At 68.7% G+C, this 24,736-nt stretch carries 23 protein-coding genes; 7 read left to right on the forward strand and 16 right to left on the reverse strand.

Translation table 11 applies throughout. The annotated features are described in order from the left end of the window. Window positions 1-7 precede the first annotated feature (7 nt). The 4 genes from M9945_RS05660 to M9945_RS05675 all read left to right on the forward strand — a co-directional run bounded on the left by M9945_RS05660 (window position 8) and on the right by M9945_RS05675 (window position 4,211). Window positions 8-820, forward strand: a complete 813-nt coding sequence (locus tag M9945_RS05660) for an ABC transporter permease (RefSeq protein WP_367943764.1) — start codon at window positions 8-10, stop codon at window positions 818-820. Further along, window positions 817-1,581: an ABC transporter ATP-binding protein gene (locus tag M9945_RS05665; RefSeq protein ID WP_367943765.1), complete on the forward strand. Its 765-nt coding sequence runs from the start codon at window positions 817-819 to the stop codon at window positions 1,579-1,581. The genes M9945_RS05660 and M9945_RS05665 overlap by 4 nt, the downstream gene beginning before the upstream one ends. 2 nt (window positions 1,582-1,583) lie before the next feature. Next, a complete protein-coding gene (locus M9945_RS05670) occupies window positions 1,584-2,780 on the forward strand; it encodes an NnrS family protein (protein ID WP_367944774.1) in 1,197 nt (398 codons plus the stop codon). Between the two features lie 165 nt (window positions 2,781-2,945). Beyond that, window positions 2,946-4,211, forward strand: a complete 1,266-nt coding sequence (locus M9945_RS05675; protein WP_367943766.1) for a Glu/Leu/Phe/Val dehydrogenase — start codon at window positions 2,946-2,948, stop codon at window positions 4,209-4,211. A 76-nt stretch (window positions 4,212-4,287) separates the two neighbouring features. Here the strand turns inward: M9945_RS05675 and M9945_RS05680 are convergent, their stop codons facing one another. The 3 genes from M9945_RS05680 to M9945_RS05690 all read right to left on the reverse strand — a co-directional run bounded on the left by M9945_RS05680 (window position 4,288) and on the right by M9945_RS05690 (window position 7,859). After that, window positions 4,288-5,529, reverse strand: coding sequence for a saccharopine dehydrogenase family protein (locus tag M9945_RS05680; protein ID WP_367943767.1), 1,242 nt, complete (start codon window positions 5,527-5,529; stop codon window positions 4,288-4,290). Between the two features lie 46 nt (window positions 5,530-5,575). Beyond that, window positions 5,576-6,673, reverse strand: coding sequence for a carboxynorspermidine decarboxylase (locus M9945_RS05685; protein WP_367943768.1), 1,098 nt, complete (start codon window positions 6,671-6,673; stop codon window positions 5,576-5,578). A gap of 88 nt (window positions 6,674-6,761) precedes the next feature. After that, window positions 6,762-7,859, reverse strand: coding sequence for an NAD(P)H-dependent flavin oxidoreductase (locus M9945_RS05690; protein ID WP_367943769.1), 1,098 nt, complete (start codon window positions 7,857-7,859; stop codon window positions 6,762-6,764). 532 nt (window positions 7,860-8,391) lie between these two features. Between M9945_RS05690 and rnk the strand changes: the two genes are divergently transcribed. The 3 genes from rnk to M9945_RS05705 all read left to right on the forward strand — a co-directional run bounded on the left by rnk (window position 8,392) and on the right by M9945_RS05705 (window position 11,155). Next, window positions 8,392-8,790: a nucleoside diphosphate kinase regulator gene (gene rnk / locus M9945_RS05695; RefSeq protein WP_367931399.1), complete on the forward strand. Its 399-nt coding sequence runs from the start codon at window positions 8,392-8,394 to the stop codon at window positions 8,788-8,790. A 294-nt stretch (window positions 8,791-9,084) separates the two neighbouring features. Then, window positions 9,085-9,612 carry a hypothetical protein gene (locus tag M9945_RS05700; protein WP_367943770.1) on the forward strand — a complete coding sequence of 176 codons (528 nt, stop codon included), beginning with the start codon at window positions 9,085-9,087 and terminating at the stop codon, window positions 9,610-9,612. A gap of 247 nt (window positions 9,613-9,859) precedes the next feature. Then, on the forward strand, window positions 9,860-11,155 hold the full coding sequence (locus M9945_RS05705) for an O-acetylhomoserine aminocarboxypropyltransferase/cysteine synthase family protein (RefSeq protein ID WP_367943771.1): 1,296 nt from the start codon (window positions 9,860-9,862) through the stop codon (window positions 11,153-11,155). 60 nt (window positions 11,156-11,215) lie between these two features. On the opposite strand, the gene M9945_RS05710 is transcribed toward M9945_RS05705, so the two are convergent. The 13 genes from M9945_RS05710 to M9945_RS05770 all read right to left on the reverse strand — a co-directional run bounded on the left by M9945_RS05710 (window position 11,216) and on the right by M9945_RS05770 (window position 24,563). Then, window positions 11,216-11,617 carry a RidA family protein gene (locus M9945_RS05710; RefSeq protein WP_367931396.1) on the reverse strand — a complete coding sequence of 134 codons (402 nt, stop codon included), beginning with the start codon at window positions 11,615-11,617 and terminating at the stop codon, window positions 11,216-11,218. A 24-nt stretch (window positions 11,618-11,641) separates the two neighbouring features. Next, window positions 11,642-12,328, reverse strand: coding sequence for an ABC transporter ATP-binding protein (locus M9945_RS05715; RefSeq protein ID WP_367943772.1), 687 nt, complete (start codon window positions 12,326-12,328; stop codon window positions 11,642-11,644). Further along, window positions 12,325-13,074, reverse strand: a complete 750-nt coding sequence (locus M9945_RS05720) for an ABC transporter ATP-binding protein (RefSeq protein WP_367943773.1) — start codon at window positions 13,072-13,074, stop codon at window positions 12,325-12,327. The genes M9945_RS05715 and M9945_RS05720 overlap by 4 nt, the downstream gene beginning before the upstream one ends. Next, on the reverse strand, window positions 13,067-14,047 hold the full coding sequence (locus M9945_RS05725) for a branched-chain amino acid ABC transporter permease (protein WP_367944775.1): 981 nt from the start codon (window positions 14,045-14,047) through the stop codon (window positions 13,067-13,069). Before M9945_RS05725 ends, M9945_RS05720 begins: the two co-directional genes overlap by 8 nt. 10 nt (window positions 14,048-14,057) lie before the next feature. Then, window positions 14,058-14,981 carry a branched-chain amino acid ABC transporter permease gene (locus tag M9945_RS05730; protein ID WP_367931393.1) on the reverse strand — a complete coding sequence of 308 codons (924 nt, stop codon included), beginning with the start codon at window positions 14,979-14,981 and terminating at the stop codon, window positions 14,058-14,060. A gap of 215 nt (window positions 14,982-15,196) precedes the next feature. Beyond that, window positions 15,197-16,342, reverse strand: a complete 1,146-nt coding sequence (locus M9945_RS05735) for an ABC transporter substrate-binding protein (RefSeq protein ID WP_367943774.1) — start codon at window positions 16,340-16,342, stop codon at window positions 15,197-15,199. 91 nt (window positions 16,343-16,433) lie between these two features. Beyond that, window positions 16,434-17,273 (reverse strand): tryptophan 2,3-dioxygenase, encoded by an 840-nt coding sequence (gene kynA / locus M9945_RS05740; RefSeq protein WP_367931391.1) that lies wholly within the window; start codon window positions 17,271-17,273, stop codon window positions 16,434-16,436. Beyond that, the gene (locus M9945_RS05745) at window positions 17,270-18,892 is read right to left on the reverse strand and encodes an AMP-binding protein (protein WP_367943775.1); all 1,623 of its coding nucleotides are present in this window, start codon (window positions 18,890-18,892) and stop codon (window positions 17,270-17,272) included. Before M9945_RS05745 ends, kynA begins: the two co-directional genes overlap by 4 nt. A gap of 4 nt (window positions 18,893-18,896) precedes the next feature. After that, on the reverse strand, window positions 18,897-20,042 hold the full coding sequence (locus tag M9945_RS05750; protein WP_367943776.1) for an acyl-CoA dehydrogenase family protein: 1,146 nt from the start codon (window positions 20,040-20,042) through the stop codon (window positions 18,897-18,899). Window positions 20,043-20,213: 171 nt separating this feature from the next. Further along, window positions 20,214-21,017, reverse strand: a complete 804-nt coding sequence (locus M9945_RS05755) for an enoyl-CoA hydratase family protein (RefSeq protein WP_367944776.1) — start codon at window positions 21,015-21,017, stop codon at window positions 20,214-20,216. 20 nt (window positions 21,018-21,037) lie between these two features. Next, a complete protein-coding gene (locus M9945_RS05760; protein WP_367943777.1) occupies window positions 21,038-21,514 on the reverse strand; it encodes a MarR family winged helix-turn-helix transcriptional regulator in 477 nt (158 codons plus the stop codon). Beyond that, window positions 21,508-22,269 (reverse strand): SDR family NAD(P)-dependent oxidoreductase, encoded by a 762-nt coding sequence (locus M9945_RS05765; protein ID WP_367943778.1) that lies wholly within the window; start codon window positions 22,267-22,269, stop codon window positions 21,508-21,510. The genes M9945_RS05760 and M9945_RS05765 overlap by 7 nt, the downstream gene beginning before the upstream one ends. Further along, entirely contained in the window at window positions 22,269-24,563 is a 2,295-nt protein-coding gene (locus tag M9945_RS05770) for a bifunctional salicylyl-CoA 5-hydroxylase/oxidoreductase (protein WP_367943779.1), read from the reverse strand. The genes M9945_RS05765 and M9945_RS05770 overlap by 1 nt, the downstream gene beginning before the upstream one ends. Between the last annotated feature and the right edge of the window lie 173 nt (window positions 24,564-24,736).

The following is a 24,736-nucleotide window of genomic DNA, read 5'->3' on the forward strand; positions in this document are numbered from 1 at the left end:
CAAGGCGATGATGGCGGCATGGTCGGACAGGGTCGGGCGCACGGGGCGGTTCCTGTGGTCGGGCTGGTCCGGCCTCGCGGCCCTGTCGCTGCTCGCCGCGCTGTGGCAGTTCGGCCATGAGGTCTATGGCGACTTCATCCTGCCGGCGCCGCTCGACACCGTGCGCGCCATGGGCACTATCCTCGCCGACCCCGCCTCGTGGGACATCGCGGTGCTGACCAGCCGCCGCGCCGTCGAGGGCTTCCTCGTCTCGGCGCTGGCCGGCGCGGCGCTCGGCCTCGCCGCCGGCTATTCGCCGGCCACGATGCGCGCGGCGCGCCCGCTCGTCACGGTGCTGCTCGGCGTGCCGCCCATCGCCTGGATCGTCCTGGCCATGATCTGGTTCGGCTCGTCCGACGGCACCGTCGTCGTCACCATTCTCATCGCCTCCTCGCCGCTGGTCTTCGTCGGCGTCGCCGAGGGCGTGATGACGCGCGACCGCAGCCTCGACGACATGGCCCGCGCCTTCGGGGCCGGCCCCGTCAGGCGGCTGACGACGCTCGGCCTGCGCCATGTCGCGGCGCATCTGTTTCCCGCGCTCGCCATCTCGCTCGGCACCGCCTTCAAGGTCGCGGTGATGGCCGAGCTCCTCGCCAATGTCGGCGGCATCGGCGGCGAGCTCGCCCGCGCGCGGGCCAATCTCGACGTCGCCGGCGCGCTCGGCTGGGTGATGATCTCGGTCGCGGCGCTGATCGCCTTCGAATACGGCATCGTCCATCCCGTCCGCGCCGAGTTCGAGCGCTGGCGCGCCGCCGCCCAGCCATGGGGGGTGAAGCGATGAGCCCCGCGCCGCCCTTTGCGTTGACCCTCACCGGCATCGGCCATTCCTATTTCGGCCGCACCGTGCTCGACGAAGTCGACCTTGTCGTCGGTCGCGGCGAGGTGGTGGCGCTGGTCGGCCCCTCCGGATGCGGCAAGTCGACCCTCGTCCACATCGCCGCCGACGTGATGGAGCCGCGCCGCGGCAGGATCGAGCGCGGCTATCGCCGCCACGGCATGGTGTTCCAGAGCCCGCGCCTCCTGCCCTGGGCGACCGCGCTCGACAACATCGCCTATCCGCTGCGCATTTCCGGCGTTCGCCGGGCCGAGCGGGCGCGAAGGGCGCGCGAGGCGGCGGCGCGCGTCGCCTTCGACGCGGCCGATCTCGGCAAGTACCCGGTCGAGCTGTCGGGCGGCATGCAGCAGCGCGTCGCTATCGCCCGCGCCCTCGTCGTCGATCCCGACTTCATCTTCTTCGACGAGCCGTTCACCGCGCTCGACGCGGCGCTCAAGCGGCGCATGCAGGATCTCGTCATCGACGCCTCGCGCGCGGCGCATTTCGCGGCACTGTTCGTCACCCACGATCTTATGGAGGCGGCGCGCATCGCCCACCGCATCCTCGTCCTCGACGTCGCGGGCAGGGGCGTCGCCGGCGCGCGCCGGCTGGCGGGCGAGCCGGGCGAGCGCGAGGAGCGCGCCGTGTTCGACGAGGTGCAGGCCTTCCTGAAGGACGATCCGCTGTTCCGCCACATCCACGACGTCGACGAGCGCAAGGTGGCGTGACGATGCTCGTGCCGCCGCCACGCCCGGCCCCGCCGCTCCACGCCGTCCTCGCCGACGAGGGGTTCCGGCTGTTCTTTCCGCTGACCGCGCTCTATGCGGCGCTGTGGCCGTTCCAGTGGGTGCTGGTGTTCGGCCTCGACCTGCCTTTCGCCCGCGTCAACGCGCCGGGCCTGTGGCACGCGCACGAGATGATCTTCGGCGCGTTCGGCGCGGCGCTCATCGGCTTCATCACCACCGCCATCCCCGAATGGACCGACACGGACCGCCCGCGCGGCCGCCGGCTCTGCCTCCTCGCCGGCCTGTGGGGCGTCGGCCGGCTGGTCGGCTTCCTCGGCGCGGACGCGCTGAACCTCCTCGGCGCCGCCGCCGACATCGGCTGGCTCGCGGCGCTCGCCGCCTATGTCGTCTGGGCCTCGTGGGTCAAGCGCACCGACCGCCTCCTCGCCATCCTCTACTGGATCGCGGCGCTGCTCGTCTGCCTCGTCGCCGTGCGCTATGCCTTCCATCTGGGCGACCACGCGCTGGCGCAATGGTGGCTTCGCCTCGCCGGCTTCGTCTTCCTCGGCCTGCTCGGCGTCGTGCTGGCGCGCATCACCGTTCCCGTCACCAACCAGGTGCTCGATCCGACCGAGGAGACCTCGCCCTTCCGCCCGCATCCCGGCCGCGTCACGCTGGCGCCCGGCCTCGTCGCCATCCTGATATGCGGCGAGCTCGCCGGTTTCTCGGCGGAAGTGACCGGCTATCTCGCCATCGCCGCCGGGGCCGCCTTCATGGACCGCGCCGGCGAGGCCTTCGTCGGCCGCGAGGCGGCGCGCACCGAGCTGATGGCGCTGGCCGGCTCGGCCGTCCTCGCCGGGGCAGGGCTGATCCTCACCGGTGCGGCCCGGCTCGGCGCGCCGCTGCCCGAGGTCAAGATGCTGCACCTTGCGCTGATGGGCGGGCTCGGCATGGGCGTCCTGATGGTGCTGTCCATCGCCGGGCTGCTCCATTCCGGCCGGCCGCTCGGCTTCCCGCTGTCGACGCGCATCGGCTTCGTCCTGCTGGTCGTTGCCGTCGCTTTGCGCATCCTGCCCGATTTGGGGGCAATTCCCGATCTGCCCGGCCCGCTCTACGGCGGCGCGGCTATTTTGTGGGCAGGTGCCTTCCTGCTCTGGCTGCGCGACTACTGGCCCTTCGTTTCCTCGCTCGAACGCCCCTGAGCCGCCGGTTACGCAGCGAAAGAACCCAAAGCCGGCCTGACGCGAAACATATGTGCGCAAATGCCGCAAAAAATTAGGTCAGTATTGCTGACTTCTTATTGCGCAATCGCCGCTCCTATTTTATGCACGGTGCCGGTTTCAACCTCACAACGTCACGGAGCAATCATGTCAGAAGACAGCCTTCTCGACGATGCGCTCGTCCGCCTGGACGAGGCAGCGGCCCATCTCAGTATCGACCCGGACGTGATCGAGAAGCTGAAATTCGCCCGTGAGACCACCAAGGTGCGCCTGATGATCCGCATGGACGACGGCTCGCGCAAATCCTTCATCGCCTGGCGCTGCCGCTATGACGACACGCGCGGCCCGACCAAGGGCGGCATCCGCTTCCATCCCGACGCCAATGTCGAGGAGGTCGAGACGCTCGCCTTCTGGATGACCTTCAAGTGCGCGGTGATGAACCTGCCCTATGGCGGCGGCAAGGGCGCGGTCCAGGTCGATCCGCGCCAGCTTTCCAAGGCGGAGCTGGAACGCCTGTCGCGCGCCTATATCCAGGCCTTCGCCCGCACCGTCGGGCCGGACCGCGACATCCCCGCGCCGGACGTCTACACCAACTCGATGATCATGGGCTGGATGGCCGACGAATACGCGCAGATCGTCGGCCAGGCCGAGCCCGCGGTCATCACCGGCAAGCCGATCGCCCTCGGCGGCTCGCTGGGGCGCGGCGACGCCACCGCCCGCGGCGGCTACTACCTCGTGCGCCATCTGGCGGGCGAGCTCGGCCTCGGCGAGACGCTGCGCGTCGCGGTGCAGGGCTTCGGCAATGCCGGCCAGCACATCGCGCGCCTGCTCGCCGCCGACGGCCACAAGGTCGTCGCGGTCTCCGACTCGGAAGGCGGCGTCTATTCCGCCGCCGGCCTGCATGTCGACATGCTGATCGAGGCCAAGACGCAGGGGCGCTCGGTCGTCTCGACCGTGGGGCAGGGCGGCCATGAGGCGCTGGCCGGCGACGCGCTCGTCGGCGTCGATTGCGACCTTCTCGTGCCCTCGGCGCTGGAGAACATGATCCACGGCAAGAACGCCGGCGGCGTCAAGGCGAAGCTCGTCCTCGAGCTGGCCAACGGCCCGGTCACCCCCTCGGGCGACCGCATCCTGGCCGACAAGGGCGTCGTCGTCCTGCCCGACATCCTCGCCAACGCCGGCGGCGTCACCGTCTCCTATTTCGAGTGGGTGCAGAACAAGCAGGGCTACTACTGGACCGAGCAGGAAATCCACGACCGCCTCCAGGCGATCATGGAGCGCGAGGGCCGCGCGGTCTGGAACGTCTCGAAGGAAAAGGACGTCTCCATGCGCACGGCGGCCTATGTCCACGCGCTCGGCCGTCTCGCCGAGGCGATCGAGGCCCACGGCACGCAGAGCTTCTTCACGAGCTGACGGGTCGCGCCGGAGACAAAAAACACCCCCGTTGCTCCGGCAGCGGGGGTGTTTCCGTTTTCGGGACGGAGAGAGCTCAGGCGAAGGTCAGGGCCTCGTCGCTGTCGCCTTCCCTGATGCGCGTCGGCAGCCCGATGCGGTTGAGCAGGTCGAGGAACGGGCGCGGCGGCAGGTCCTCGATATTGGCCATCTTCTTGACGTCCCACTCGCCGGTGGCGATCAGCATCGCCGCGGCGACGGCCGGAACGCCGGCCGTGTAGGAGATGCCCTGCGAGCCCACTTCCTCGTAGGCTTGCCTGTGGTCTGCGACGTTGTAGATGAAGACCTCGCGCTCCTTGCCGTCCTTGACGCCCTTGACGACGTCGCCGATGCAGGTCTTGCCGGTATAGTCGGGCGCGAGCGAGCCGGGATCGGGCAGCACGGCCTTCACCACCTTCAGCGGCACCACTTCCAGCCCCTCGGCCGTCTTCACCGGCTTCTCGGAAAGAAGGCCGAGATTCTTCAGCACCGTGAAGACGTTGATGTAGTGGTCGCCGAACCCCATCCAGAAGCGCACGGTCGGCACCTTCAGGATCTGCGACAGCGAATGCACCTCGTCATGGCCGGTCATGTAGGCCTTCTGCCTGCCGACGACGGGCAGGTCCCATTCCTTGCCGACCTCGAACATCGTGTTCGACACCCATTTGCCGTCCTGCCACGACCAGACCTGGCCGGTGAACTCGCGGAAATTGATCTCGGGATCGAAATTGGTCGAGAACCAGCGGCCGTGGCTGCCGGCGTTGATGTCGATGATGTCGATGGAATCGATCCGGTCGAAATAGTCGTCGTAGGCCAGCTTGGCATAGGCGTTGACCACGCCGGGGTCGAAGCCCGCGCCGAGGATGGCGGTCACGCCTGCCTTCTCGACCTCCTCGCGCCGCTTCCACTCGTAATTGGCGTACCACGGCGGCGTCTCGCAGACCTTCGCCGGGTCTTCGTGGATCGCGGTGTCGATATAGGCCGCGCCCGTCTCGATGCAGGCCGACAGCACCGACATGTTGAGAAAGGCCGAGCCGACATTGATGACGATCCCGGCGCCGGTCTTTTCGATCAGCGCCTTCGTCGCGTCCACATCCATGGCATCGAGCGCATGGGCCTCCAACCTGCCGTCCGTCTTCAGCGCGCCCTTCTCGCGCACGGAGGCGATGATGGCCTCGCACTTCGCAATCGTGCGCGAAGCGATATGGATGTCGCCCAGCACGTCGTTGTTCTGTGCGCATTTGTGCGCGACGACTTGCGCCACGCCGCCGGCGCCGATGATGAGGATGGTCTTTTTCATGTCGGCACGGAGCCTCCTTTCAGTTTCGGGGGTTGCGTGCGAAGCCTCACGAAAGGCTCGCCTCGAAGTCCGCATAGGTGAATTCGCGGACCGTCCTGACCGAGCCGTCCGGCTCGCGGATCGCGATCGACGGCATCCGGACGCCGTTGAACCAGTTCTTCTTGACCATGGTGTAGCCGGCCGCATCCTCGATCGAGACGCGGTCGCCGGGTTTGAGCGCGTCCGGGAAGCGGAAGGTGCCGAACACGTCGCCCGCGAGGCACGACTTGCCGCAGACCATGATCTCGTGCTCGCCCGCGTTCGGCTCGACCTTGGCGCTCTCGCGGTAGATCAGGAGGTCGAGCATGTGCGCCTCGATCGAGGAGTCGACGATGGCGAGGTGCTTGCCGTTGAAGAGCGTGTCGAGCACCGTCACCTCCAGCGTCGTGCTCCTGGTGATCGCCGCCTCGCCCGGCTCCAGATAGACCTGCACCCCGAACCGGTCCGAGAACCGCTTCAGTCGGTCGCAGAAGGCGTCGAGCGGGTAGTCCTCGCCGGTGAAGTGGATGCCGCCGCCGAGGCTGATCCAGTCGACCTCGGACAGGAGCGGGCCGAACCTCTCCTCGATGACGTCGAGCATGCGCGAGAACAGCTCGAAATCGTCGTTCTCGCAATTGTTGTGGATCATGAAGCCGCTGATGCGATCGAGCACCGGCTCGACGCGCGCGGCATTCCATTCGCCCAACCGGCTGAACGGCCGCGCCGGGTCGGCGAGGTCGAACGAGGAGGACGAGATGCCGGGATTGAGCCTGATCCCGCGCGCGATCCCCTCGGCCCGGTCGGCAAAGCGCTCGAGCTGACCGACGGTGTTGAAGATGATCTTGTCGGCATGCGAGACCGCCTCGTCGATCTCGTGGTCGGCCCAGGCGACGGAATAGGCATGCGTCTCGCCGCCGAACTTCTCGCGCCCGAGCCTGACCTCGTAGAGCGAGGACGAGGTGGTGCCGTCCATGTACTGCCGCATCAGGTCGAACACCGACCATGTCGCGAAGCATTTCAGCGCCAGCAGCGCCTTGGCTCCCGATTGCTCGCGCACGCGGGCGATGATCTCCATGTTGCGCAGCAGCTTTTGCTTGTCGATCAGGTAGTAGGGCGTCTGGATCATCGGTTTGGCTCGTCCGGTAGGGGCAAAAGGCATCGGCCCGCGAGCCGCTCCTGCCGGAGCTTCCCGCGGTTGCGTGTCCTCTATTGATCTATGCTTTCGTGACGGTCTGACGACCGAGGCGCGCCAGCGCTTCCTCGGCGAGGGTTCGGGTCAGCTCGGCGGCGCCCATCTCGCGGGCGAGTCGGGCGGCTTGGCCGGCCCACAGCGACATGAAATCGCCCGAGCCGGCTGGCTCGCTCGCCGCGCGCAACGGCGCGAGCGCTCCGCCGGCCAGCGGGAAGGCCGGCGCGTCGCCGGTGAGCGGTCCCGCCTCGCGCATGATGCGGTTGACGATGCCGCGCGCCGGGCGGCCGGTGAAGACGTTGGTCAGCGCGGTCTCGCCCGCCCGGTCGCTGCGCAGGGCCTCGCGGTGCAGCGCCGCGATCCGCGCCTCCGGCGTGTAGAGATAGGCGGTGCCGACCTGCACGCCGGCCGCGCCCAGCGCGAAGGCGGCGGCGATGCCGCGCGCGTCGGTGATGCCGCCGGCGGCGATGACCGGCACAGACACCGCGTCGACCACCTGCGGCACCAGCGCGAAGGTGCCGACCTGCGTCGCCATGTCGTCGGAAAGGAAGTTGCCGCGATGGCCGCCGGCCTCGGCGCCTTGCGCGATGATCGCGTCGCAGCCGTGGCTCTCCAGCCAGACGGCCTCGGCCACCGTCGTCGCCGAGGACAGCACCTTCGCGCCCGTCGCCTTGACGCGCTCGACGAGCGCCTTTTCCGGCAGGCCGAAATGGAAGCTCACCACCTCGGGGCGGAATTCCTCGACGAGGCCGCACAGCGCCCCGTCGAAGGGCGTGCGGTTGGAGGCGGGCGCGTCCATGTCAGGGTCGAGGCCGAGTTCGAGATAATAGGGGCGGAGCCTGTCGCGCCAGCGCGCCTCGCGCGCCGCGTCGAAGGCGGGCGGGGTATGGCAGAAGAAGTTGAGGTTGATCGGCCGGTCCGTGCGCTGGCGGATGATTCCGAGCTCGGCGCGCATGCGCGCCTCGTCCATCAACGCGCAGGGCAGCGAGCCGAGGCCGCCGGCCTCGCTGACCGCGATCACCATGTCGGAGAAGACCGGCCCCGCCATCGGGGCCTGCACGATCGGATGTGTGACGCCGAGAAGGTCCTGTATCCGCCGGTCGGGCCACTTGTCGGACAGCATGGGCCGTTACTCCCTGTGATAGCGGCTCAGAACCGCCCCCTGGGGGCCGGGAAGGCAAGGGCCGAACCCGGCATGAAGCGCACGATGACGACGGCAGCCAAACGGCTCCGCACCCCGCAAATAGGGGACGCGGGGGCGCATGTCGAGGGCGAAACGCAACAAACCGGCCCCGCGCGCCGCCGCGGCCCGCGCCTGCCGGACTGCCCGGTTCCCGCATGGCGGGCTGCCCGGCTCCGCACCGCGGACTGCTTGACAATCCGCGCCATTTGGCCATGCTGACCGCATGATGTTTTCGCGAGCCGCTTTTCCGATTTTCATGGGTGCCTCCCCGCGAGGATAGCCCCGGCTCGGACATTTGGCCCCGAGACCGGGGCTCGAACCGCCAGCAGGAACCGGTCCCCAGACAATGCGTCGCCACCACGCGCGGGCCTTCACGCATGAGCGCGTGAAGCCCGTGTGCAATCGCCGGTTGCGGCAGCCGACGGAAAGCCGTCGCGACGCCGTTCCGCCAGAAACACCCGAGAGCCTTATCATGAGCAAACCCAGCATCGTCGTGAACAAGACAGATCATGCCCGCCTGACCCAGCTTGCCAACGGCCTGCTCGACCGCAAGCCGGAGATGGCCGAGGAGCTCCTGATGGAGCTGGAGCGCGCGCGCGTCGTCGAGAAGGGCGCGTCGCTCCAGGGCACCGTGCAGATGGGCGCGACCGTCGGCTACGAGACCAATGACGGCCAGGCCCGCACGGTCACGCTGGTCTATCCGGCCGACGCCGACATCTCGCAGGGCAAGGTGTCGATCCTGACGCCGATCGGCACCGCGCTGCTCGGCCTCAAGGCCGGCCAGTCCATCGACTGGATCGCCAATGACGGCCGCTCGCACCGGCTGACCATCGTCTCCGTCGAGATGCCGGAAGGCGAAGCCGGGCAATGAGCGCCCTGCCGCCGCGCCGGGCCTGCGCCGCCGCCGGCGGCCACGCGCGCCGGCGCTTCCTCGATCATGCCGGGTCGCTGATCGCAGGCTCCTGACCCCTGGCCGGCGCCGACCGCGCCGGGCAGGGGATCGTCCATCGAACCGGAGCATTTTGCAGCCAGACGGAACGTCTGGCGTCGCATAAATGCGGCTAAATCAGATAGATGGAGCAGCGAAACGGCATTCGTCAGAATGCCCGTTGCTCCAGACGGATTTGGCGTTGGAACGGGAAGCCGTTCCCGCGGGAGATTTGCCATGGCGACGGAGCCTCGATTCCATCTGACGACACGCGACCACGCGATCCTTCAGGCGTTGTTCGACGCCCATCGCGGGCCGCACGGCCCCTATCTGCTGCTTCTGGAGCAGAAGCTGCGCGGCAGCGCGCTCGCCTTCAGCGACGACATCCCGGCCGACGTGGTGACGCTGGACAGCAGCATTGCCTACACGGTCGACGGCGTGCTCGCCGGCCCGCACGCGCTCGTCGAGGACGATGCGCCCGACGACGCGGTGTCGGTGCTGACCTTGCGCGGCCTCGCCCTGCTCGGCCTCCGCGAAGGCAGCGCCGTCACCGTCGATCTCGGCGACGGCGTCAGCGAGGTGGTGCGTGTCGTCAAGGTGCTGTCGCAGCCGGAGGCCGCGGCGCGCAGCAGCGCTGATGCGGCCGGCACGAGTACGGCCGATGCTGGCGGCGGAGCCGTCGTCCGTTTCCGCCCGCGCGCGGCCCGGCCCACCTTTCCCGATCCGGGACCGGACGACGACGATCCCGGCCCGCGCGCCGCGTGATGCGCGTTCCCCTTGTCAGGAAACGACAGCGTCGCAAATGGAATATAATTCCAGTATTGCCGTAAAAGTTGGAATGGAATAGCTCTACGCCGACCGGCAAAACCGGCATGGTCCCGCCGGTATCCGGTGCCTCGGGAGGGCAGGCACCTGTCCCGACATTCATTCGCCGATCTGCCCGCTGGCTCGCCCATCGACGGCCGGCGCGGGCGGAGCGAGGGCATTCAACCCATAGGGAGCATGAGACGAGATGACCGACAGGCAGCTTCACCCCGAGACGCTGGCGCTTCACGCCGGCTGGCGCGCCGACCCGAGCACGGGCTCTGTCGCGGTGCCGATCCACCAGACCACCTCCTATCAGTTCAACGACACCGACCATGCTGCCAACCTGTTCGCGCTGAAGGAATTCGGCAACATCTACACCCGCATCATGAACCCGACCGTCGACGTGCTCGAAAAGCGCGTCGCCGCGCTGGAAGGCGGCGTCGGCGCGCTCGCCGTCGCCTCCGGTCAGGCCGCCTCCGCCTATGCCATCCAGAACCTCGCCCGCGCCGGCGACAACGTCGTCTCCTCTACCGATCTCTATGGCGGCACCTGGAACCTCTTCGCCAACACGCTGAAGGACCAGGGCATCGAGGTCCGCTTCGTCGATCCGGCCGACCCGGAGGCGTTCCGCCGCGCCACCGACGAGCGCACCCGCGCCTATTACGCCGAGACGCTGCCGAACCCGAAGCTGACCGTGTTTCCCATCGCCGAGGTCGCCGCGATCGGCCGCGAATTCGGCATCCCGCTCATCGTCGACAACACCGCCGCCCCGCTTCTCGCCCGCCCGTTCGACCACGGCGCGGCCGTCGTCGTCTATTCGACGACCAAGTATATCGGCGGTCACGGCACCTCGATCGGCGGCCTGATCGTCGATGGCGGCAATTTCGACTGGGCCGCCCATCCCGAGCGCCAGCCGGCCCTCAACACGCCGGACCCGAGCTACCACGGCGCGGTGTGGACCGAGGCGGTCAAACCGCTCGGCCCCATCGCCTACATCATCAAGGCCCGCGTGACGCTGCTGCGCGATCTCGGCGGGGCGCTGTCGCCCTTCAACGCCTTCCAGCTGATCCAGGGCCTCGAAACCCTGCCGCTGCGCATCGAGCGCCACGTCGCCAACGCGCAGAAGGTGGCGGACTGGCTCGCCGCCCGGCCCGAGGTCACGCGCGTCATCCATCCCTCGCAGCAGACGGGCGCGGCGCGCGAGCGAGCGGACAAGTATCTCGGCGGCGCCTATGGCGGCCTCATCGGCTTCGAGCTGAAGGGCGGCCTCGAGGCCGGCAAGAAGTTCATCAACGCGCTCGAGCTGCTCTATCACGTCGCCAATATCGGCGATGCGAGAAGCCTCGCGATCCACCCGGCCTCGACCACCCATTCGCAGCTCACGCCGCAGGAGCAGGAAGCGGCCGGCGTGTCGCCCGGCTATGTGCGCCTGTCCATCGGCCTCGAACATATCGACGACATCCTCGCCGACATCGAGCGCGGCCTGAACGCGGCGAAGTAGGCCCGACCCCGATCGGGAACCCCGGCGGCCCTCGCGGCCGCCGGTTTTTTGTCGGATGGATCAGCCGGGCAGGACGGCGGTGGCCTCGATCTCGACCACGGCCTCGTCCTCGATCAGGTCTGCGACCTGCACCATGGTCATGGCCGGGAAGTGCCGGCCCATCGCCCCGCGATAGGCCTCGCCGATGCCCTTGAGGTTGGCGAGATAGTCCCTCTTGTCCTTGACGTACCAGGTCATGCGCACGATGTGCTCGGGCCGCCCGCCGGCCTCGGCGAGGATGGCGAGCACGTTCTCCAGCGTCTGGCGGGTCTGCCCGACGAGGTCGTGCGCCTCGAAGACCTGGTCCCCGTTCCAGCCGATCTGGCCGCCGATCCAGACCGTGCGGCCCTCGGCGAGGATGCCGTTGGCGTAGCCGGCGGCCTTCTTCCAGGTGGCGGGGTGGAGGATCTGGTGCGAGGTCATGGCAAGTCTCCAGTCGGTCCGGCGTCAGACGCCGAGGTAACGGTCCTGAAGGTCGGGGGTCAGCGCCTCCGGCCGGCCGCTCCATACGGTGCGGCCCTTTTCCAGCACGAAGCAGCGGTCGGCCGAGGGCAGCAGCTCGGCGAGCGTCTTGTCGACGATCAGGATCGACTGCCCCTCGGCCTTCAGGGTGCGGATCACGGCCCAGATGCCGGTGCGGATCACCGGGGCGAGCCCTTCGGTCGCCTCGTCGAGGATGACGAGGCGGGGATTGGTCATCAGCGCCCGGCCGATGGCCAGCATCTGCTGCTCGCCGCCGGACAGCGTGCGCGCCATCTGGCCACGCCGCTCGGCAAGGCGCGGAAACAGCGCCTCGATCCCGGCAAGCGTCCAGCGGCCGGGCCGGGCGGCGGCGAGAAGATTCTCGGTCACGGTCAGGTTGGGGAAGCAGCGCCGGCCCTCCGGCACCAGCCCGAGCCCGAGGCGGGCGACGCGGTGCGGCTTCAGGCCGCGTATGTCCGCGCCGCCGAAGCGGATCGTGCCGGCCCGCGCCGGCGTCAGCCCGAGCACGGAGCGGATCGTCGTCGTCTTGCCCATGCCGTTGCGGCCCATCAGGGCGACGACCTCGCCCTCGGCGACGTCGAGATCGACGCCGAACAGCGCCTGGCTGGCGCCGTAGAAGGTTTCGAGCCCGGAAACGCTGAGAAGGCTCATGCCGCGTCCCCCAGATAGGCGCGGCGCACTTCAGGGTCGGCGCGGATGTCCTCGACCGTGCCCGAGGCGTTGATCCGGCCGTAGACGAGGACCGAGACGCGGTCGGCGAGCGCGAACACCGCGTCCATGTCGTGCTCGACCAGCAGGATCGGCGCCTCGGTGCGTAGGCCGTCGAGGAAGGCGGTCAGAGCGCGCGAGCCGTCCGGTCCCATGCCGGCCATCGGCTCGTCGAGCAGGAAGGCCTTCGAGCCGAGCGCCAGCGCAATGGCGATCTCGAGCTGGCGGCGCTCGCCATGCGAAAGCTCGGCCGCCGGCACGCGGGCGCGGTCCTGCAGGCCGACGCGCGCCAGCGCCGCCATGGCCGGTTCGATCAGCGCGCTGTCGCGCATCACCGGCCTGAAGAAGCGGAACGATGAGCCCGCCTTCGCCTGCACCGCGAGCATCACGTTGCGCAGCGCCGAGAATTCGGGCGCCAGCGAGGACACCTGGAACGAGCGCCCCAGCCCGAGCCGCGCCCTTGCCGCAACGCCGAGCGCGGTGATGTCCTCACCGAGGAAATGCACCGTGCCGCTGTCGGGGCGCAGCGTGCCGGCGATCTGGTGGATCAGCGTCGACTTGCCGGCCCCGTTCGGGCCGATCAGCGCGTGGATCTCGCCGGGCTTCAGGTCGAGCGAGACGCCCTCGGTCGCCTTCAGCGCGCCGAAGCTCTTGTTCAGGTCGCGGATGGCGAGAACCGGCTCAGCCATGGCGCGGCCTCCCGGCGACAAGGCCGACGAGCCCGCCGCGGGCGAACAGCACGACGCCGAGCAGGACGAGGCCGAGGAAGAACTGCCAGCGTTCCGTCAGCCCGCCGAGCAGGAACTCGAACAGCACGAACAGCATGGCCCCGGCGACCGGGCCGGCGAGCCGGCCGACGCCGCCGAGGATGATGAGGACGATGAACTCGCCCGACATGTGCCACGACAGCATCGAGGGGCTGACGAAGCGGTTCAGGTCCGCATAGAGCGCGCCGGCGAGCGCGGTGATCATGCCGGAGAGGACGAAGGCGGCGAGCCGGATGCGGTAGGGCTCGATGCCGACGGTGGCGACGCGCACCTCGTTCTGCCGCGCCGCCTGGAGCGCCGCGCCGAAGCGCGAGCCCTTCAGCGCCGAAAACAGCACGAGCGCGGCGACGAGCAGGACCCAGGCGATCAGGAAGAAGTTGATCGGCACCAGCGTGTTGACGCCGGGAAAGCCGTTGCGCAGCGTGATCGACAGCCCGTCCTCGCCGCCATAGGCCGGCCAGGAGACGGCGAAATAGTAGGTCATCTGCGCGAAGGCGAGCGTGATCATGATGAAGTAGACGCCCGAGGTGCGGAGGCTGATCGCGCCGATGGCCGCCGCCAGCAGCCCGCCGACCGCGACGGCGACGAGCCAGATCACCGGCATGGTCTTGGTGCCGGGCACGGAAAACAGGCCGAAATCGAGCGGCTGGCCGGCGAAGGCGTGCGAGGCGAGGATGCCCGCCGCATAGCCGCCGACGCCGAAGAAGGCGGCATGGCCGAACGAGACCAGCCCGCCGAGGCCGAGCGCGATGTTGAGGCCGACGGCCGCGAGGGCGAGGATCGCCATGCGCGTCGCCAGCGTCACGTAGAACGGCTTGCCGAGTTCCAGCGCGGCATAGGGGATCGCCAGCAGGACGAGGACGAGAACGATACTGAGCGCGGTTTCGCGGGAGATCGTCATCGGTTCACCCCTTTGCCGCCGGAAACAGGCCCTGCGGCTTCACCGCGAGCACCACCGCCATGACGATGTAGATCAGCATCGAGGCGAGCGCGCCGCCGACGAGGCCGGCCTGCGAGGGCGGCATCATCAGCCCGAACAGTTGCGGCAGCAGGAAGCGGCCCATCGTGTCGACGACGCCGACGATCACCGCGCCGATGAGCGCGCCCTTGATCGAGCCGATGCCGCCGATGACGATGACGACGAAGGCGAGGATCAGCACCGGCTCGCCCATGCCGACCTGCACGGATTGCAGCGCCCCCACCATCGCGCCCGCAAGGCCGGCGAGCGCCGCGCCGAGCGCGAAGACGATGGTGTAGAGCGTGCGGATGTCGACGCCGAGCGCGCCGATCATCTCGCGGTCGCTTTCGCCGGCCCGGATGCGCATGCCGAGCCGCGTTCTCGCGATCAGCAGATAGAGCCCCAGGGCCACCGCGACGCCGACGCCGATGATGGCCAGCCGGTAGAGCTGGTAGCGCGAGCCGCCCGGAAGCGCCACCGTGCCCTGAAGCAGCGGCGGGATGTCGAGATAGAGCGGGAACGAGCCGAACAGCCAGCGTGTGCCTTCCGAGAAGATCAGGATCAGCGCGAAGGTGGCCAGCACCTGGTCGAGATGGTCGCGCTCGTAGAGCCGGCGGATGACGAGGATCTCGACCACCGCGCCGGCTGCCGCCGCGGCCGCGAGACTGGCGGCGAGGCCGAGCCAGAACGAGCCGGTCGCCGCCGCCGTGACGGCGCAGGCGAAGGCCCCGACCATGTAGAGCGAGCCGTGGGCGAGGTTGATCAGCCCCATCACGCCGAAGATCAGCGTCAGCCCGGCGGCCATGAGGAACAGCATCACCCCGAGCTGGAGCCCGTTCAGGAGCTGTTCGATGAAAAGCGCGGTCTGCAAGGGCGGGGCTCTGGTTCTGTGATAGAGGTGAAGATCGCGGCACGGACGTTCCCCCCTCTCCCCGTTCACGGGGAGAGGGTGGCCCGAAGGGCCGGGTGAGGGGCGGCGCGAGCGTGGCAGACAGTCTTTCGACGTCTCCGCTGCCCCTCATCCGGCTGCCGCCACCTTCTCCCCGCAAGCGGGGAGAAGGAAGCTGTGGCTGTGTCGTGCGCGTGCTAGTTCAGCGCGCACTGCTCCGCATAGGCGTCCTTGTGGTCGGTGAAGGCGGTGCCGATGATCTTGTTGGTCAGCACGTCGCCCTCCTTCACCACCTCGCGGACATAGATGTCCTGGATCGGGTGGTTGTTGGTGTTGAAGGAGAATTTTCCGCGCACGCTGTCGAAGTCGGCTTCCTTCAGCGCGGCGCGGAAGGCGTCGGCGTCCTTGACGCTGGCCTTCGCCGCCGCCGCGACGATCAGGCTGCCGGTGTCGTAGGCCTGCGCGGCGTAGATCGAGGGCAGGCGACCATATTCGGCCTGGAAGGTCTCGACGAACTTCTTCGACGCGTCGTTGTCGAGGTCCTTGGCCCAGCTCGCCGAGTTCCTGACGCCGAGCGCCGCGTCGCCGATCGCCGGCAGCACGTCCTGGCTGAAGGAGAAACCGGGGCCGATCAGCGGGATGTCGACACCCGACTGGGCGTATTGCTTGACGAAGGCGATACCCATGCCGCCCGGCAAGAAGATGAACACCGAATCCGCGCCCGAGGCACGGATCTGCGCGATCTCGGCCGCGTAGTCGGTCTGGCCGACCTGGGTGTAGACCTCGCCGGCCAGCTCGTTCTTGTAGTAGCGCTTGAAGCCGGTCAGCGAATCCGTGCCCGCCGGGTAGTTGGGGGCGAGGATGAAGGTCTTCTTGTACGTCTCGTTGGCGTACTGGCCCATCGCCTCGTGGAAATTGTCGTTCTGGTAGGCGACGTTGAAATAGTTCTCGTGGCACTGCGCGCCGGCCAGCGCCGAGGGGCCGGCATTGACCGAGATGTAGAACTTGCCCTGCGCCACCGCGCCCGGCACCACGGCCATGGCGAGGTTCGACCAGATGATGCCGGTCAGGATGTCGACCTGGTCGGACTGGACCATCTTGTCGGCGATCTGCACCGCCAGCTCCGGCTTCTGGCCGTCGTCCTCGGTGACGACCTCGATCTCGGCCGCGGCGTCGCCGGCGTTCTTCAGCGCCAGCAGGAAGCCGTCGCGGGCGTCGATGCCCAGGCCCGCGCCGCCGCCCGAAAGCGTGGTGATGAGGCCGACCTTGACCGGCTCGGCAAACGCCCCGCCGCTCATACCCGTCGCAAGCGCAATGGCGCTCGCCGCAATCAGTTTACGCATGTCCGTTCCACTCCCGTTTTGCCTGGAGCCCTGGGGGGCTTCTCCTACGATGAAAAATAATTGGCGCGCGCGCCAGTCTTCGCCGACATTTTTAAAGCTCCGTCCTCACCTTCCATAGTTCGGGGAAAAGCTCCACCTCCAGCATGCGCCGGAGATAGGAGACGCCCTGCGTGCCGCCGGTGCCGCGCTTCAGGCCGATGATGCGCTCGACCGTGGTGACGTGGTTGAAGCGCCAGCGGCGGAAATAATCCTCGAAATCGACCAGCTTCTCGGCCAGCTCGTAGAGCGCCCAGTGGCGCTCCGGCTGGCGATAGACCTTTCGCCACGCCGCGATCACCGCCTCGCTCGGCCTGCGCGTCTCCCGCCAGTCGCTGCGCAACGCGTCCGCGCCGATGTCGAACCCGTTGCGGTGGATGAGAAGCAGCGCCTCATCGTAGAGGCTCGGCCGGGCGAGGATCGCCTCCAGCCGCTCGATGATCTGCGGCCGGTGCGCGTGCGGCTTCAGCATGGCAAGGTTGCGGTTGCCGGCGAGGAACTCGATGGCGCGGTACTGCCACGACTGGAAGCCGGAGGACTGGCCGAGCGCGCCGCGAAAGCGCGTGTATTCGCTCGGCGTCATCGTGCGCAGCACGTCCCAGGCATTGTTCAGCTGCTCGAAGATGCGCGCCACCCGCGTCAGCATCTTGAAGGCCGGGCGCACGTCGTCGGTGCGGATCGCAGCGATCGCGCCCGTCACTTCATGGATCGCGAGCTTCATCCACAGTTCGGAGGTCTGGTGCTGGATGATGAACAGCAATTCGTCCGGCGAGGCTGACAGCGGCTCCTGCGCGTCGAGGATCTTCTCGAGGTGCAGATAGTCGCCATAGGCCATGCGGCCGCGGAAATCGGTCTCGGCGCCCTCGATGCCCTGCGTGTCGCGAGGGTCGGTCACGATGCCCCCTCCCGCAGCCGGAAGCGCTGGATCTTGCCGGTCTGCGTCTTCGGCAGGGCGTCGACGAACCTGACGACGCGCGGATATTTGTAGGGCGCGATGGTCGCCTTGACGTGCTCCTGAAGCAGCTTCGCCGTCTCGGGCCCGTCCGGCGCGCCGTTCGCCAGCACGACATGCGCCTCGACGATCTGGCCGCGCGCCTCGTCCGGCGCGCCGATCACCGCGCATTCGGCGACCAGAGGGTGCGACAGCAAGGCCGCCTCCACTTCCGGCCCGGCGATGTTGTAGCCGGAGGACAGGATCATGTCGTCCGAGCGCGCGGCGAAGCGGAAACGGCCGTCCTCGTCCTCGACGAAGGAATCGCCCGTCAGGTTCCAGCCGTCGCGGACATAGTTCTTCTGCCTTTCGTCGGCGAGATAGCGGCAGCCGGTCGGGCCGCGCACGGCCAGCCGCCCGACCACGCCGCGCTTCACCGGCTTCATCTCCTCGTCGACGATCATCGCCTCGTAGCCCGTCACCGGCCGGCCGGTGACGCCGGGGGCGCGGTCGTCGAGGCGGTTGGTGATGAAGATGTGCAGCATCTCGGTCGCGCCGATGCCGTCGAGGATCGGCTTGCCGGTCTTCCGCTCCCATTCCTCGTAGACCGGGGCGGGCAGCGTCTCGCCGGCCGAGACGGCGATGCGCAGCGAGGACAGGTCCGCGCCCTCGTCCATCGCCTTCAGCATCGCCCGGTAGGCGGTGGGCGCGGTGAAGGAGATCGTCGCCCGGTATTTCTGGATGATCTCGACCATGTTGGGCGGCGTCGCGCTCTCGAGCAGCGTCGCCGTCGCGCCGAAGCGCAGCGGGAACACGGCGAGCCCGCCGAGGCCGAAGGTGAAGGCGAGCGGCGGCGAGCCGACGAAGACGTCGTCGGGCGTGACGCCGAGCACTTCCCTGGCGTAGCCGTCGGCGATGATCAGCACGTCGCGGTGGAATTGCATCGTCGCCTTGGGCGCGCCCGTGGTGCCGGAGGTGAAGCCCAGCAGGCAGACGTCGTCGCGGCCCGTAGCGACCGCGTCGAAGGAAACCGGCTTGTCGAGCGCGGCGCGGTCGAGCTCGGCGTCATGATTGGCCGTGCCGTCGAAGCCGATGACCTGGCGCAGGAACCGGCTCTCCTTGGCGCAGGCCACCAGCTCGTCCTTGATGCGCGTGTCGCACAGGGCGAGCTGGATTTCGGCCTTGTCGACGATCTTGCCGAGCTCGCCCGCGCGCAGCATCGGCATGGTGTTGACGACGACCGCGCCCGCCTTGGTGGCGGCGAGCCAGCAGGCCACCATCGCCGGGTTGTTGGGCGCGCGGATCAGCACCCGGTTGCCGGGCACGACGCCGTAATTCTCGACGAGCGCGCGGGCGAGCCGGTTGGTCCAGTCGGCAAGCTCCTTGTAGGTGCGCCGCCTGCCGTTGCCGATCAGCGCCGTGCGGTCGCCGAAGCCCTTCTCCACCATGCGGTCGGTCAGCTCGACCGCGCAGTTGAGCCGTTCGGGATAGTCGAACCCGTCGAGCTTCAGGTCCGGCCATTCCTCCGCCGGCGGCAGGTTGTCGCGGGAAAACGTGTCGACATGCGCGGACGGTCCCAGCATTGCGTCATGCTCCCATGGTCTGGCGGGCGATCACCACCTTCTGCACGTCCGATGCGCCCTCGTAGATGCGCAGCGCCCTGATCTCGCGATAGAGGCTTTCGACGATGTGGCCGCGCCGCACGCCGTCGCCGCCGTGAAGCTGCACCGCCTTGTCGATGACGGCCTGTGCCCGGTCGGTGGCGTAGAGCTTGGCCATCGCCGCCTCGCGGGTGACGCGCGCCGCGCCGCGATCCTTCACCCATGCCGCGCGGTAGATGAGCAGCGCCGCGGCGTCGACATCGAGCGCCATGTCGGCGACGTGGCCCTGCACCATCTGGAGGTCGAACAGCGGCGCGCCGAACAGCTCGCGCTCGCGCACCCGTGCGATGGTTTCATCCAGCGCCCGGCGCGCGAAGCCGAGCGCGGCGGCCCCGACCGTCGAGCGGAACACGTCGAGCACCGACATGGCGATGCGGAAGCCTTCACCCGGCCTGCCGATCATCGCCGAGGCCGGCACGCGCACGTCGTCGAAGGCGAGCCGGGCGAGGGGATGCGGCGCCACCACCTCCAGCCGCTCGGCGACGGTGAGGCCGGCCGTGTCGGCCGGCACGACGAAGGCCGAGATGCCTTTCGCCGCCGGCGCCTCGCCGGTGCGGGCGAACACGCAATAGACATCGGCGATGCCACCGTTGGAGATCCACGTCTTCTCGCCCGACAGCACGTAGTCGCCGCCGTCGCGCGCCGCCGTCATCTCCATGTTGGCGACGTCGGAGCCCGAGCGCGGCTCGGAGAGCGCGAAGGCCGACAGCGCCGTGCCGGCGCGGGTCTTCCTCAGCCATTCCTTCTGCCCGGGCGAGCCGAACAGGCTGATCGCGCCGGTGCCGAGCCCCTGCATGGCGAAGGCGAAATCGGCCAGCCCGTCATGGCGCGCCAGCGTCTCGCGGCTGATGCACAGCGTGCGCACGTCGAGCGGGCGCGGATCGTCGGGATCGACCGCCGTCGGCAGGAGCCAGCCGGCCTCGCCTAGCGCCGCGACCAGCTTGCGGCAGGCGGCGTCGACATCGCCATGATCGGCGGGAAGGTTATCGCCGCACCAGCGTTCGAGCCGCGCCGCATGGTTGCGGTGGGCATCATCGAGGAACGGCCAGTCGAGGAAGGAGCGGTCAGGCATGCGTACGATCTCCCCGGACAGGCCGCGCCGACCCCTCACCGGTTCGCTGCGCGAACCACCTCTCCCCAGAGGGGAGAGGAAAGAACATGAGACGTTGCGGCCGGCCTTCCTCTCCCCTCTGGGGAGAGGTGGCCCGAAGGGCCGGTGAGGGGTCAGCAGCGAACATCGTCATCAATCCCCTCCGAACACCGGGCGCTCGCGGGCGACGAAGGCGCGGTAGGCGCGCTCGAAATCCTTCGTCTGCATGCAGATCGCCTGCGCCTGCGCCTCGGCCTCGATGGCCTGCTCCAGCCCCATCGACCATTCCTGGTTGAGCTGGGTCTTGGTGATGCCGTGGGCGAAGGTCGGCCCGGCGGCGAGCTGGGCGGCGAGCTTCATCGCCTCGGCTTCCAGCACGTCCGCCTCGACCAGCCGGCTGTAATAGCCCCAGCGCTCGCCCTCGGCCGCGCTCATCGTGCGCCCGGTGTAAAGCAGCTCGGCCGCGCGGCTGTGGCCGATCTGGCGCGGCAGCATGGCGCAGGCGCCCATGTCGCAGCCGGCGAGCCCGACGCGGGTGAACAGGAACGCGGTCTTCGCCTCCGGCGTCGCGAGGCGGATGTCGGACGCCATGGTGATGATCGCCCCCGCGCCGACGGCGACGCCGTCCACCGCCGAGACGATCGGCCGGCCGCAGGACAGCATCGCCTTGACGAGGTCGCCGGTCATGCGGGTGAAGGCGAGCAGCCCCTTCATGTCCATGTCGACCAGCGGGCCGATGATGTCGTGGACGTCGCCGCCCGAGCAGAAATTGCCGCCGTTGGGCAGGAAGACGACGACGTCGACGTCGTCGGCATAGGCGAGGTTGCGGAAGGTGTCGCGCAGCTCGGCGTAGGACTCGAAGGTCAGCGGGTTCTTGCGCTCCGGCAGGTCGAGCCGCACGGTGGCGATCCTGTCCTCGACCTTCCACAGGAAATGCCGCGGCTTCAGCTCCGCCATGCTGCGTACGGTCAGAGTGCTCAATGCTCTCCCTCCCAGTTGCTGCGGAACGCCTTCAGCATCGCCGAGAGCGCCTTCGCGTCGGTCTCGCTCACCTCGCCGAGCAGGTCGGCGATCCAGCCCTCATGCGCGGCCGCCATGGCGGCGAAGCGGGCCGTGCCTTCCTCGGTCAGCCGCACGACGAAGGCGCGGCGGTCGCCTTCGCGGGCAGCGCGCTGCACCAGCCCGTCGGCGACCAGCCGCTCGACGATGCCGGTGACGTTGCCGTTGGAGACGAGCAGGAACCGCGACAGGTCGCTCATCAGCATGCCCTCACGCTCCCTGTAGAGCGCGGAAAGCACGTCGAAGCGCGGCAGCGTTGAGTCGAACTCGCGCTTCAGTCGCTCGCGCAGCTCGGCCTCGACCACATGGACGACGCGCAGCAGCCTGATCCACAGCCGCAGGCGCTCCTTGCTGCCGGTCCGGCGGTCGACGAGTTCGAGCGGCACGCTCACCATGTCTCGCCTCCCGAAACCGAGATCGCCTGCCCGGTGATCGAGCCTGCCATGTCGCCGCACAGCCACAGCACGGCTGCCGCCACTTCCTGCGGCTGGATGAAGCGGCCTTGCGGGTTGGTCGCGGCAAGCGCCGCGCGCGCCTCCGCTTCGCTGCGGCCGGTGGTGGCGACGATGTTCGCCACGCTTTCGTCCAGCATGCCGGTCTCGACGAAGCCGGGGCAGACGGCGTTGACGGTGACGCCGGTCCTGGCGAACTCGGCGGCCAGCGCCCGCATCAGCCCAACCACGCCGTGCTTGGCCGTGACATAGGACGCGACGTAAGGATAGCCCTTCAGCCCGGCGGTGGAGGCGATGAACACGATGCGGCCCCCGCCGGCCTTGCGCATCGTGTCCATCGCCGGACGGGCGCTCAGGAATGCGCCCGTCAAATTCACCGCAAGCGTCTTCTGCCACAGGTCGAGCGTCGTCTTCGCCGCCGGCGCGCTCTGCGCCATCCCGGCATTGGCGATCACGATGTCGAACGGCCCGCGCGCGGCGACAGCCTCCTCATAAAGCGCGGCGACGGACGCCTCGTCGGTCACGTCGGCGGCGAGCGCGTGGATGGACGGGCTTTGCGCCGCCGTCTCCATGAGCGGCTCGATGCGCCGGCCGCAGACCGTCACCGCGACGCCTTCGCCCGCCAGCGCCAGCGCGACCGCCCGGCCGACGCCGCTGCCGCCGCCGGTGACGAGAGCGTGTCGGAAGGGGATCGCCATCACACCTTCCCCGTCATCTGTTCCGGCCCGCGCTCGGCGAGGCGGTAGAGCTGGTCGCGGCCCGGCAAATAGGGATCGGGCCATTTCACGCCGCGGTCGCCGAGCTTCGCTGCCGCGTGCAGCGTCCAGTAGGGATCGGCCAGATGCGGCCGGGCCAGGCAGACGAGATCGGCCCGCCCGGCCATCAGGATCGAGTTGACGTGGTCCGGCTCGTAGATGTTGCCGACCGCCATCGTCGCCATGCCGGTCTCGTTGCGGATGCGGTCGGAGAACGGCGTCTGGAACATGCGCCCGTAGACCGGCCGCGCCCGCGTCGAGGTCTGCCCGGCCGACACGTCGCAGATGTCGACGCCGGCCGCCTGGAGCATGCGCGCGATCTCCACGGCTTCCTCCGGCGTCACGCCCTCGTCGCCGACCCAGTCATTGGCCGAGATGCGCACCGAGACCGGCTTGTCCTGCGGCCACACGGCGCGCACGGCGTGGAACACCTCGAGCGGGAAGCGCATGCGGTTGTCGAGGCTGCCGCCATAGGCGTCGTCGCGCCGGTTGGTCAGCGGCGAGATGAAGGAGGAGAGCAGATAGCCGTGCGCCATGTGCAATTCGAGCATGTCGAAGCCGCAGCGATCGGCCATCTGCGCGGCGGCCACGAACTCCCCGCGCACCCTATCCATGTCGGCGCGGTCCATCGCCTTCGGCGTCTGGTTCTTGCCCGACCATGGCACGGCGGAGGCGGCGAGAAGCGGCCAGTTGCCGTCCTTCAGCGGCGCGTCGGCCTCCTCCCAGCCGAGCTGGGTCGAGCCCTTCGGCCCCGAATGGCCGAGCTGGGCGCAGATCTTCGCCTCGGTCTCTTCATGGACGAAATCGACGATCCGCTTCCACGCCGCCTCGTGCCCGGGCCGGTAGAAGCCGGTGCAGCCGGGCGTGATGCGCCCTTCAGGCGACACGCAGGTCATCTCGATGACCACCAGCCCGGCCCCGCCCTTGGCCCGCTCGCAATAATGGATGAGATGCCAGTCGGTCGGGGTGCCGTCGACGGCCTTGTATTGCGCCATCGGCGAGACGACGACGCGGTTCTTCAGCTCGAGCCCGCGCAGGCGGAACGGGGCGAACATCGGCGCGCGATGCGTGCCGTCGCGTGCGCCGGCCCGGCGCTGGAACCATTCCTCCGCGCCGCCCAGCCATTTCGCGTCGCGCAGGCGCAGGTTCTCGTGGCTGATGCGCTGTGAGCGCGTCAGCAGCGAATAGGTGAACTGGATAGGGTCGAGGTCGAGATAGCGCTCGACGTCCTCGAACCATTCGAGCGAGTTGCGCGCCGCCGATTGCAGCTTCAGCACCTCGGTACGCCGCGCGACCTCGTATTTCTCGAATGCCGCCTGCAGGGTCGGCTCGGAATGGAGATAGTCGGCCAGCGCGACGGCGCTTTCCATGGCGAGCTTCGAGCCGGAGCCGATCGAGAAATGCGCCGTCGCCGCCGCGTCGCCCATCAGCACGACGTTCTCGTGCGACCAGCGCTCGCACAGCACGCGCGGGAAGTTGATCCACGCCGAGCCGCGGATGTGGTTGGCGTTCGACATCAGCGCGTGGCCGCCGAGATAGTCGCGGAAGATCGCCTCGCAGGCGGCGATGGACTGCTCGCGGCTCATCTCGCCGAAGCCGAACCTCTGCCACGTCTCCTCGGCGCATTCGACGATGAAGGTCGCGGTGTCGTCGTCGAACTGGTAGGCATGGGCCCAGACCCAGCCATGCGGCGTCTTCTCGAAGATGAAGGTGAAGGCGTCGTCGAATTTCTGGCGGGTGCCGAGCCAGACGAACTTGCATTTGCGCATGTCGATGTCGGGGCGGAAATGCCCGGCCAGCGCCGTGCGGGTCTTCGAGTTCAACCCGTCCGCGGCGACAACGAGGTCGTAACTCGCCATCAGCGCGGCGTGGTCGTCGGCTTCCGCCTCGAAGCGCAGATCGACGCCGAGCTCGCGCGCCCGCGCCTGCAGCAGGAGCAGCAGCCGCATGCGGCCGATGCCGCAGAAGCCGTGCCCGGTCGACAGGGTGCGCACGCCCTTGTGGACGACGGCGATGTCGTCCCAATAGGCGAAGTGGTCGCGAATGGCGGCGGCGCTCTTCGCATCGTTGGCGGCGAGGTTGTCGAGCGTCTCGTCCGACAGCACCACGCCCCAGCCGAACGTATCGTCCGGCCGGTTGCGCTCGAAGACGACGACCTCGTGGCCGGCGTCTCGCAGCTTCATCGAGATGGCGAAATAGAGGCCGGCGGCACCGCCGCCCAGCACTGCAACCTTCATCCCGTTCTCCCATTGGGCCCGCCTCTTGGCGTGTTCCCGTGCCGGCCGCTGGTCCTCGATGAAGGATGCGCCGGTCTGTCATTGGGGCAAGGATTCCACCGAACCGGAATTGTTTCAAGTATGAAATTTCAAGATTGAAATATTTTTCCCGTCTGGACAGGATGCCTCCCGCC

The sequence above is a fragment of the Aquamicrobium sp. genome (assembly GCF_023954335.1).
Classification (GTDB): Bacteria; Pseudomonadota; Alphaproteobacteria; order Rhizobiales; family Rhizobiaceae; genus Aerobium.

Bases quoted from the DNA above. Each gene is read 5' to 3' on its own strand.
- M9945_RS05705 (WP_367943771.1), top strand. From the start codon at position 9,860: ATGACCGACAGGCAGCTTCACCCCGAGACGCTGGCGCTTCACGCCGGC.
- M9945_RS05700 (WP_367943770.1), top strand. From the start codon at position 9,085: ATGGCGACGGAGCCTCGATTCCATCTGACGACACGCGACCACGCGATC.
- M9945_RS05760 (WP_367943777.1), bottom strand. From the start codon at position 21,514: ATGGTGAGCGTGCCGCTCGAACTCGTCGACCGCCGGACCGGCAGCAAG.
- M9945_RS05770 (WP_367943779.1), bottom strand. From the start codon at position 24,563: ATGAAGGTTGCAGTGCTGGGCGGCGGTGCCGCCGGCCTCTATTTCGCC.
- M9945_RS05670 (WP_367944774.1), top strand. From the start codon at position 1,584: ATGCTCGTGCCGCCGCCACGCCCGGCCCCGCCGCTCCACGCCGTCCTC.
- M9945_RS05660 (WP_367943764.1), top strand. From the start codon at position 8: ATGATGGCGGCATGGTCGGACAGGGTCGGGCGCACGGGGCGGTTCCTG.
- M9945_RS05685 (WP_367943768.1), bottom strand. From the start codon at position 6,673: ATGATCCAGACGCCCTACTACCTGATCGACAAGCAAAAGCTGCTGCGC.
- M9945_RS05755 (WP_367944776.1), bottom strand. From the start codon at position 21,017: ATGGCGGAGCTGAAGCCGCGGCATTTCCTGTGGAAGGTCGAGGACAGG.
- M9945_RS05675 (WP_367943766.1), top strand. From the start codon at position 2,946: ATGTCAGAAGACAGCCTTCTCGACGATGCGCTCGTCCGCCTGGACGAG.
- M9945_RS05735 (WP_367943774.1), bottom strand. From the start codon at position 16,342: ATGCGTAAACTGATTGCGGCGAGCGCCATTGCGCTTGCGACGGGTATG.
- M9945_RS05720 (WP_367943773.1), bottom strand. From the start codon at position 13,074: ATGGCTGAGCCGGTTCTCGCCATCCGCGACCTGAACAAGAGCTTCGGC.
- M9945_RS05715 (WP_367943772.1), bottom strand. From the start codon at position 12,328: ATGAGCCTTCTCAGCGTTTCCGGGCTCGAAACCTTCTACGGCGCCAGC.
- rnk (WP_367931399.1), top strand. From the start codon at position 8,392: ATGAGCAAACCCAGCATCGTCGTGAACAAGACAGATCATGCCCGCCTG.
- M9945_RS05750 (WP_367943776.1), bottom strand. From the start codon at position 20,042: ATGCCTGACCGCTCCTTCCTCGACTGGCCGTTCCTCGATGATGCCCAC.
- M9945_RS05765 (WP_367943778.1), bottom strand. From the start codon at position 22,269: ATGGCGATCCCCTTCCGACACGCTCTCGTCACCGGCGGCGGCAGCGGC.
- M9945_RS05665 (WP_367943765.1), top strand. From the start codon at position 817: ATGAGCCCCGCGCCGCCCTTTGCGTTGACCCTCACCGGCATCGGCCAT.
- M9945_RS05690 (WP_367943769.1), bottom strand. From the start codon at position 7,859: ATGCTGTCCGACAAGTGGCCCGACCGGCGGATACAGGACCTTCTCGGC.
- M9945_RS05745 (WP_367943775.1), bottom strand. From the start codon at position 18,892: ATGCTGGGACCGTCCGCGCATGTCGACACGTTTTCCCGCGACAACCTG.
- M9945_RS05710 (WP_367931396.1), bottom strand. From the start codon at position 11,617: ATGACCTCGCACCAGATCCTCCACCCCGCCACCTGGAAGAAGGCCGCC.
- M9945_RS05680 (WP_367943767.1), bottom strand. From the start codon at position 5,529: ATGAAAAAGACCATCCTCATCATCGGCGCCGGCGGCGTGGCGCAAGTC.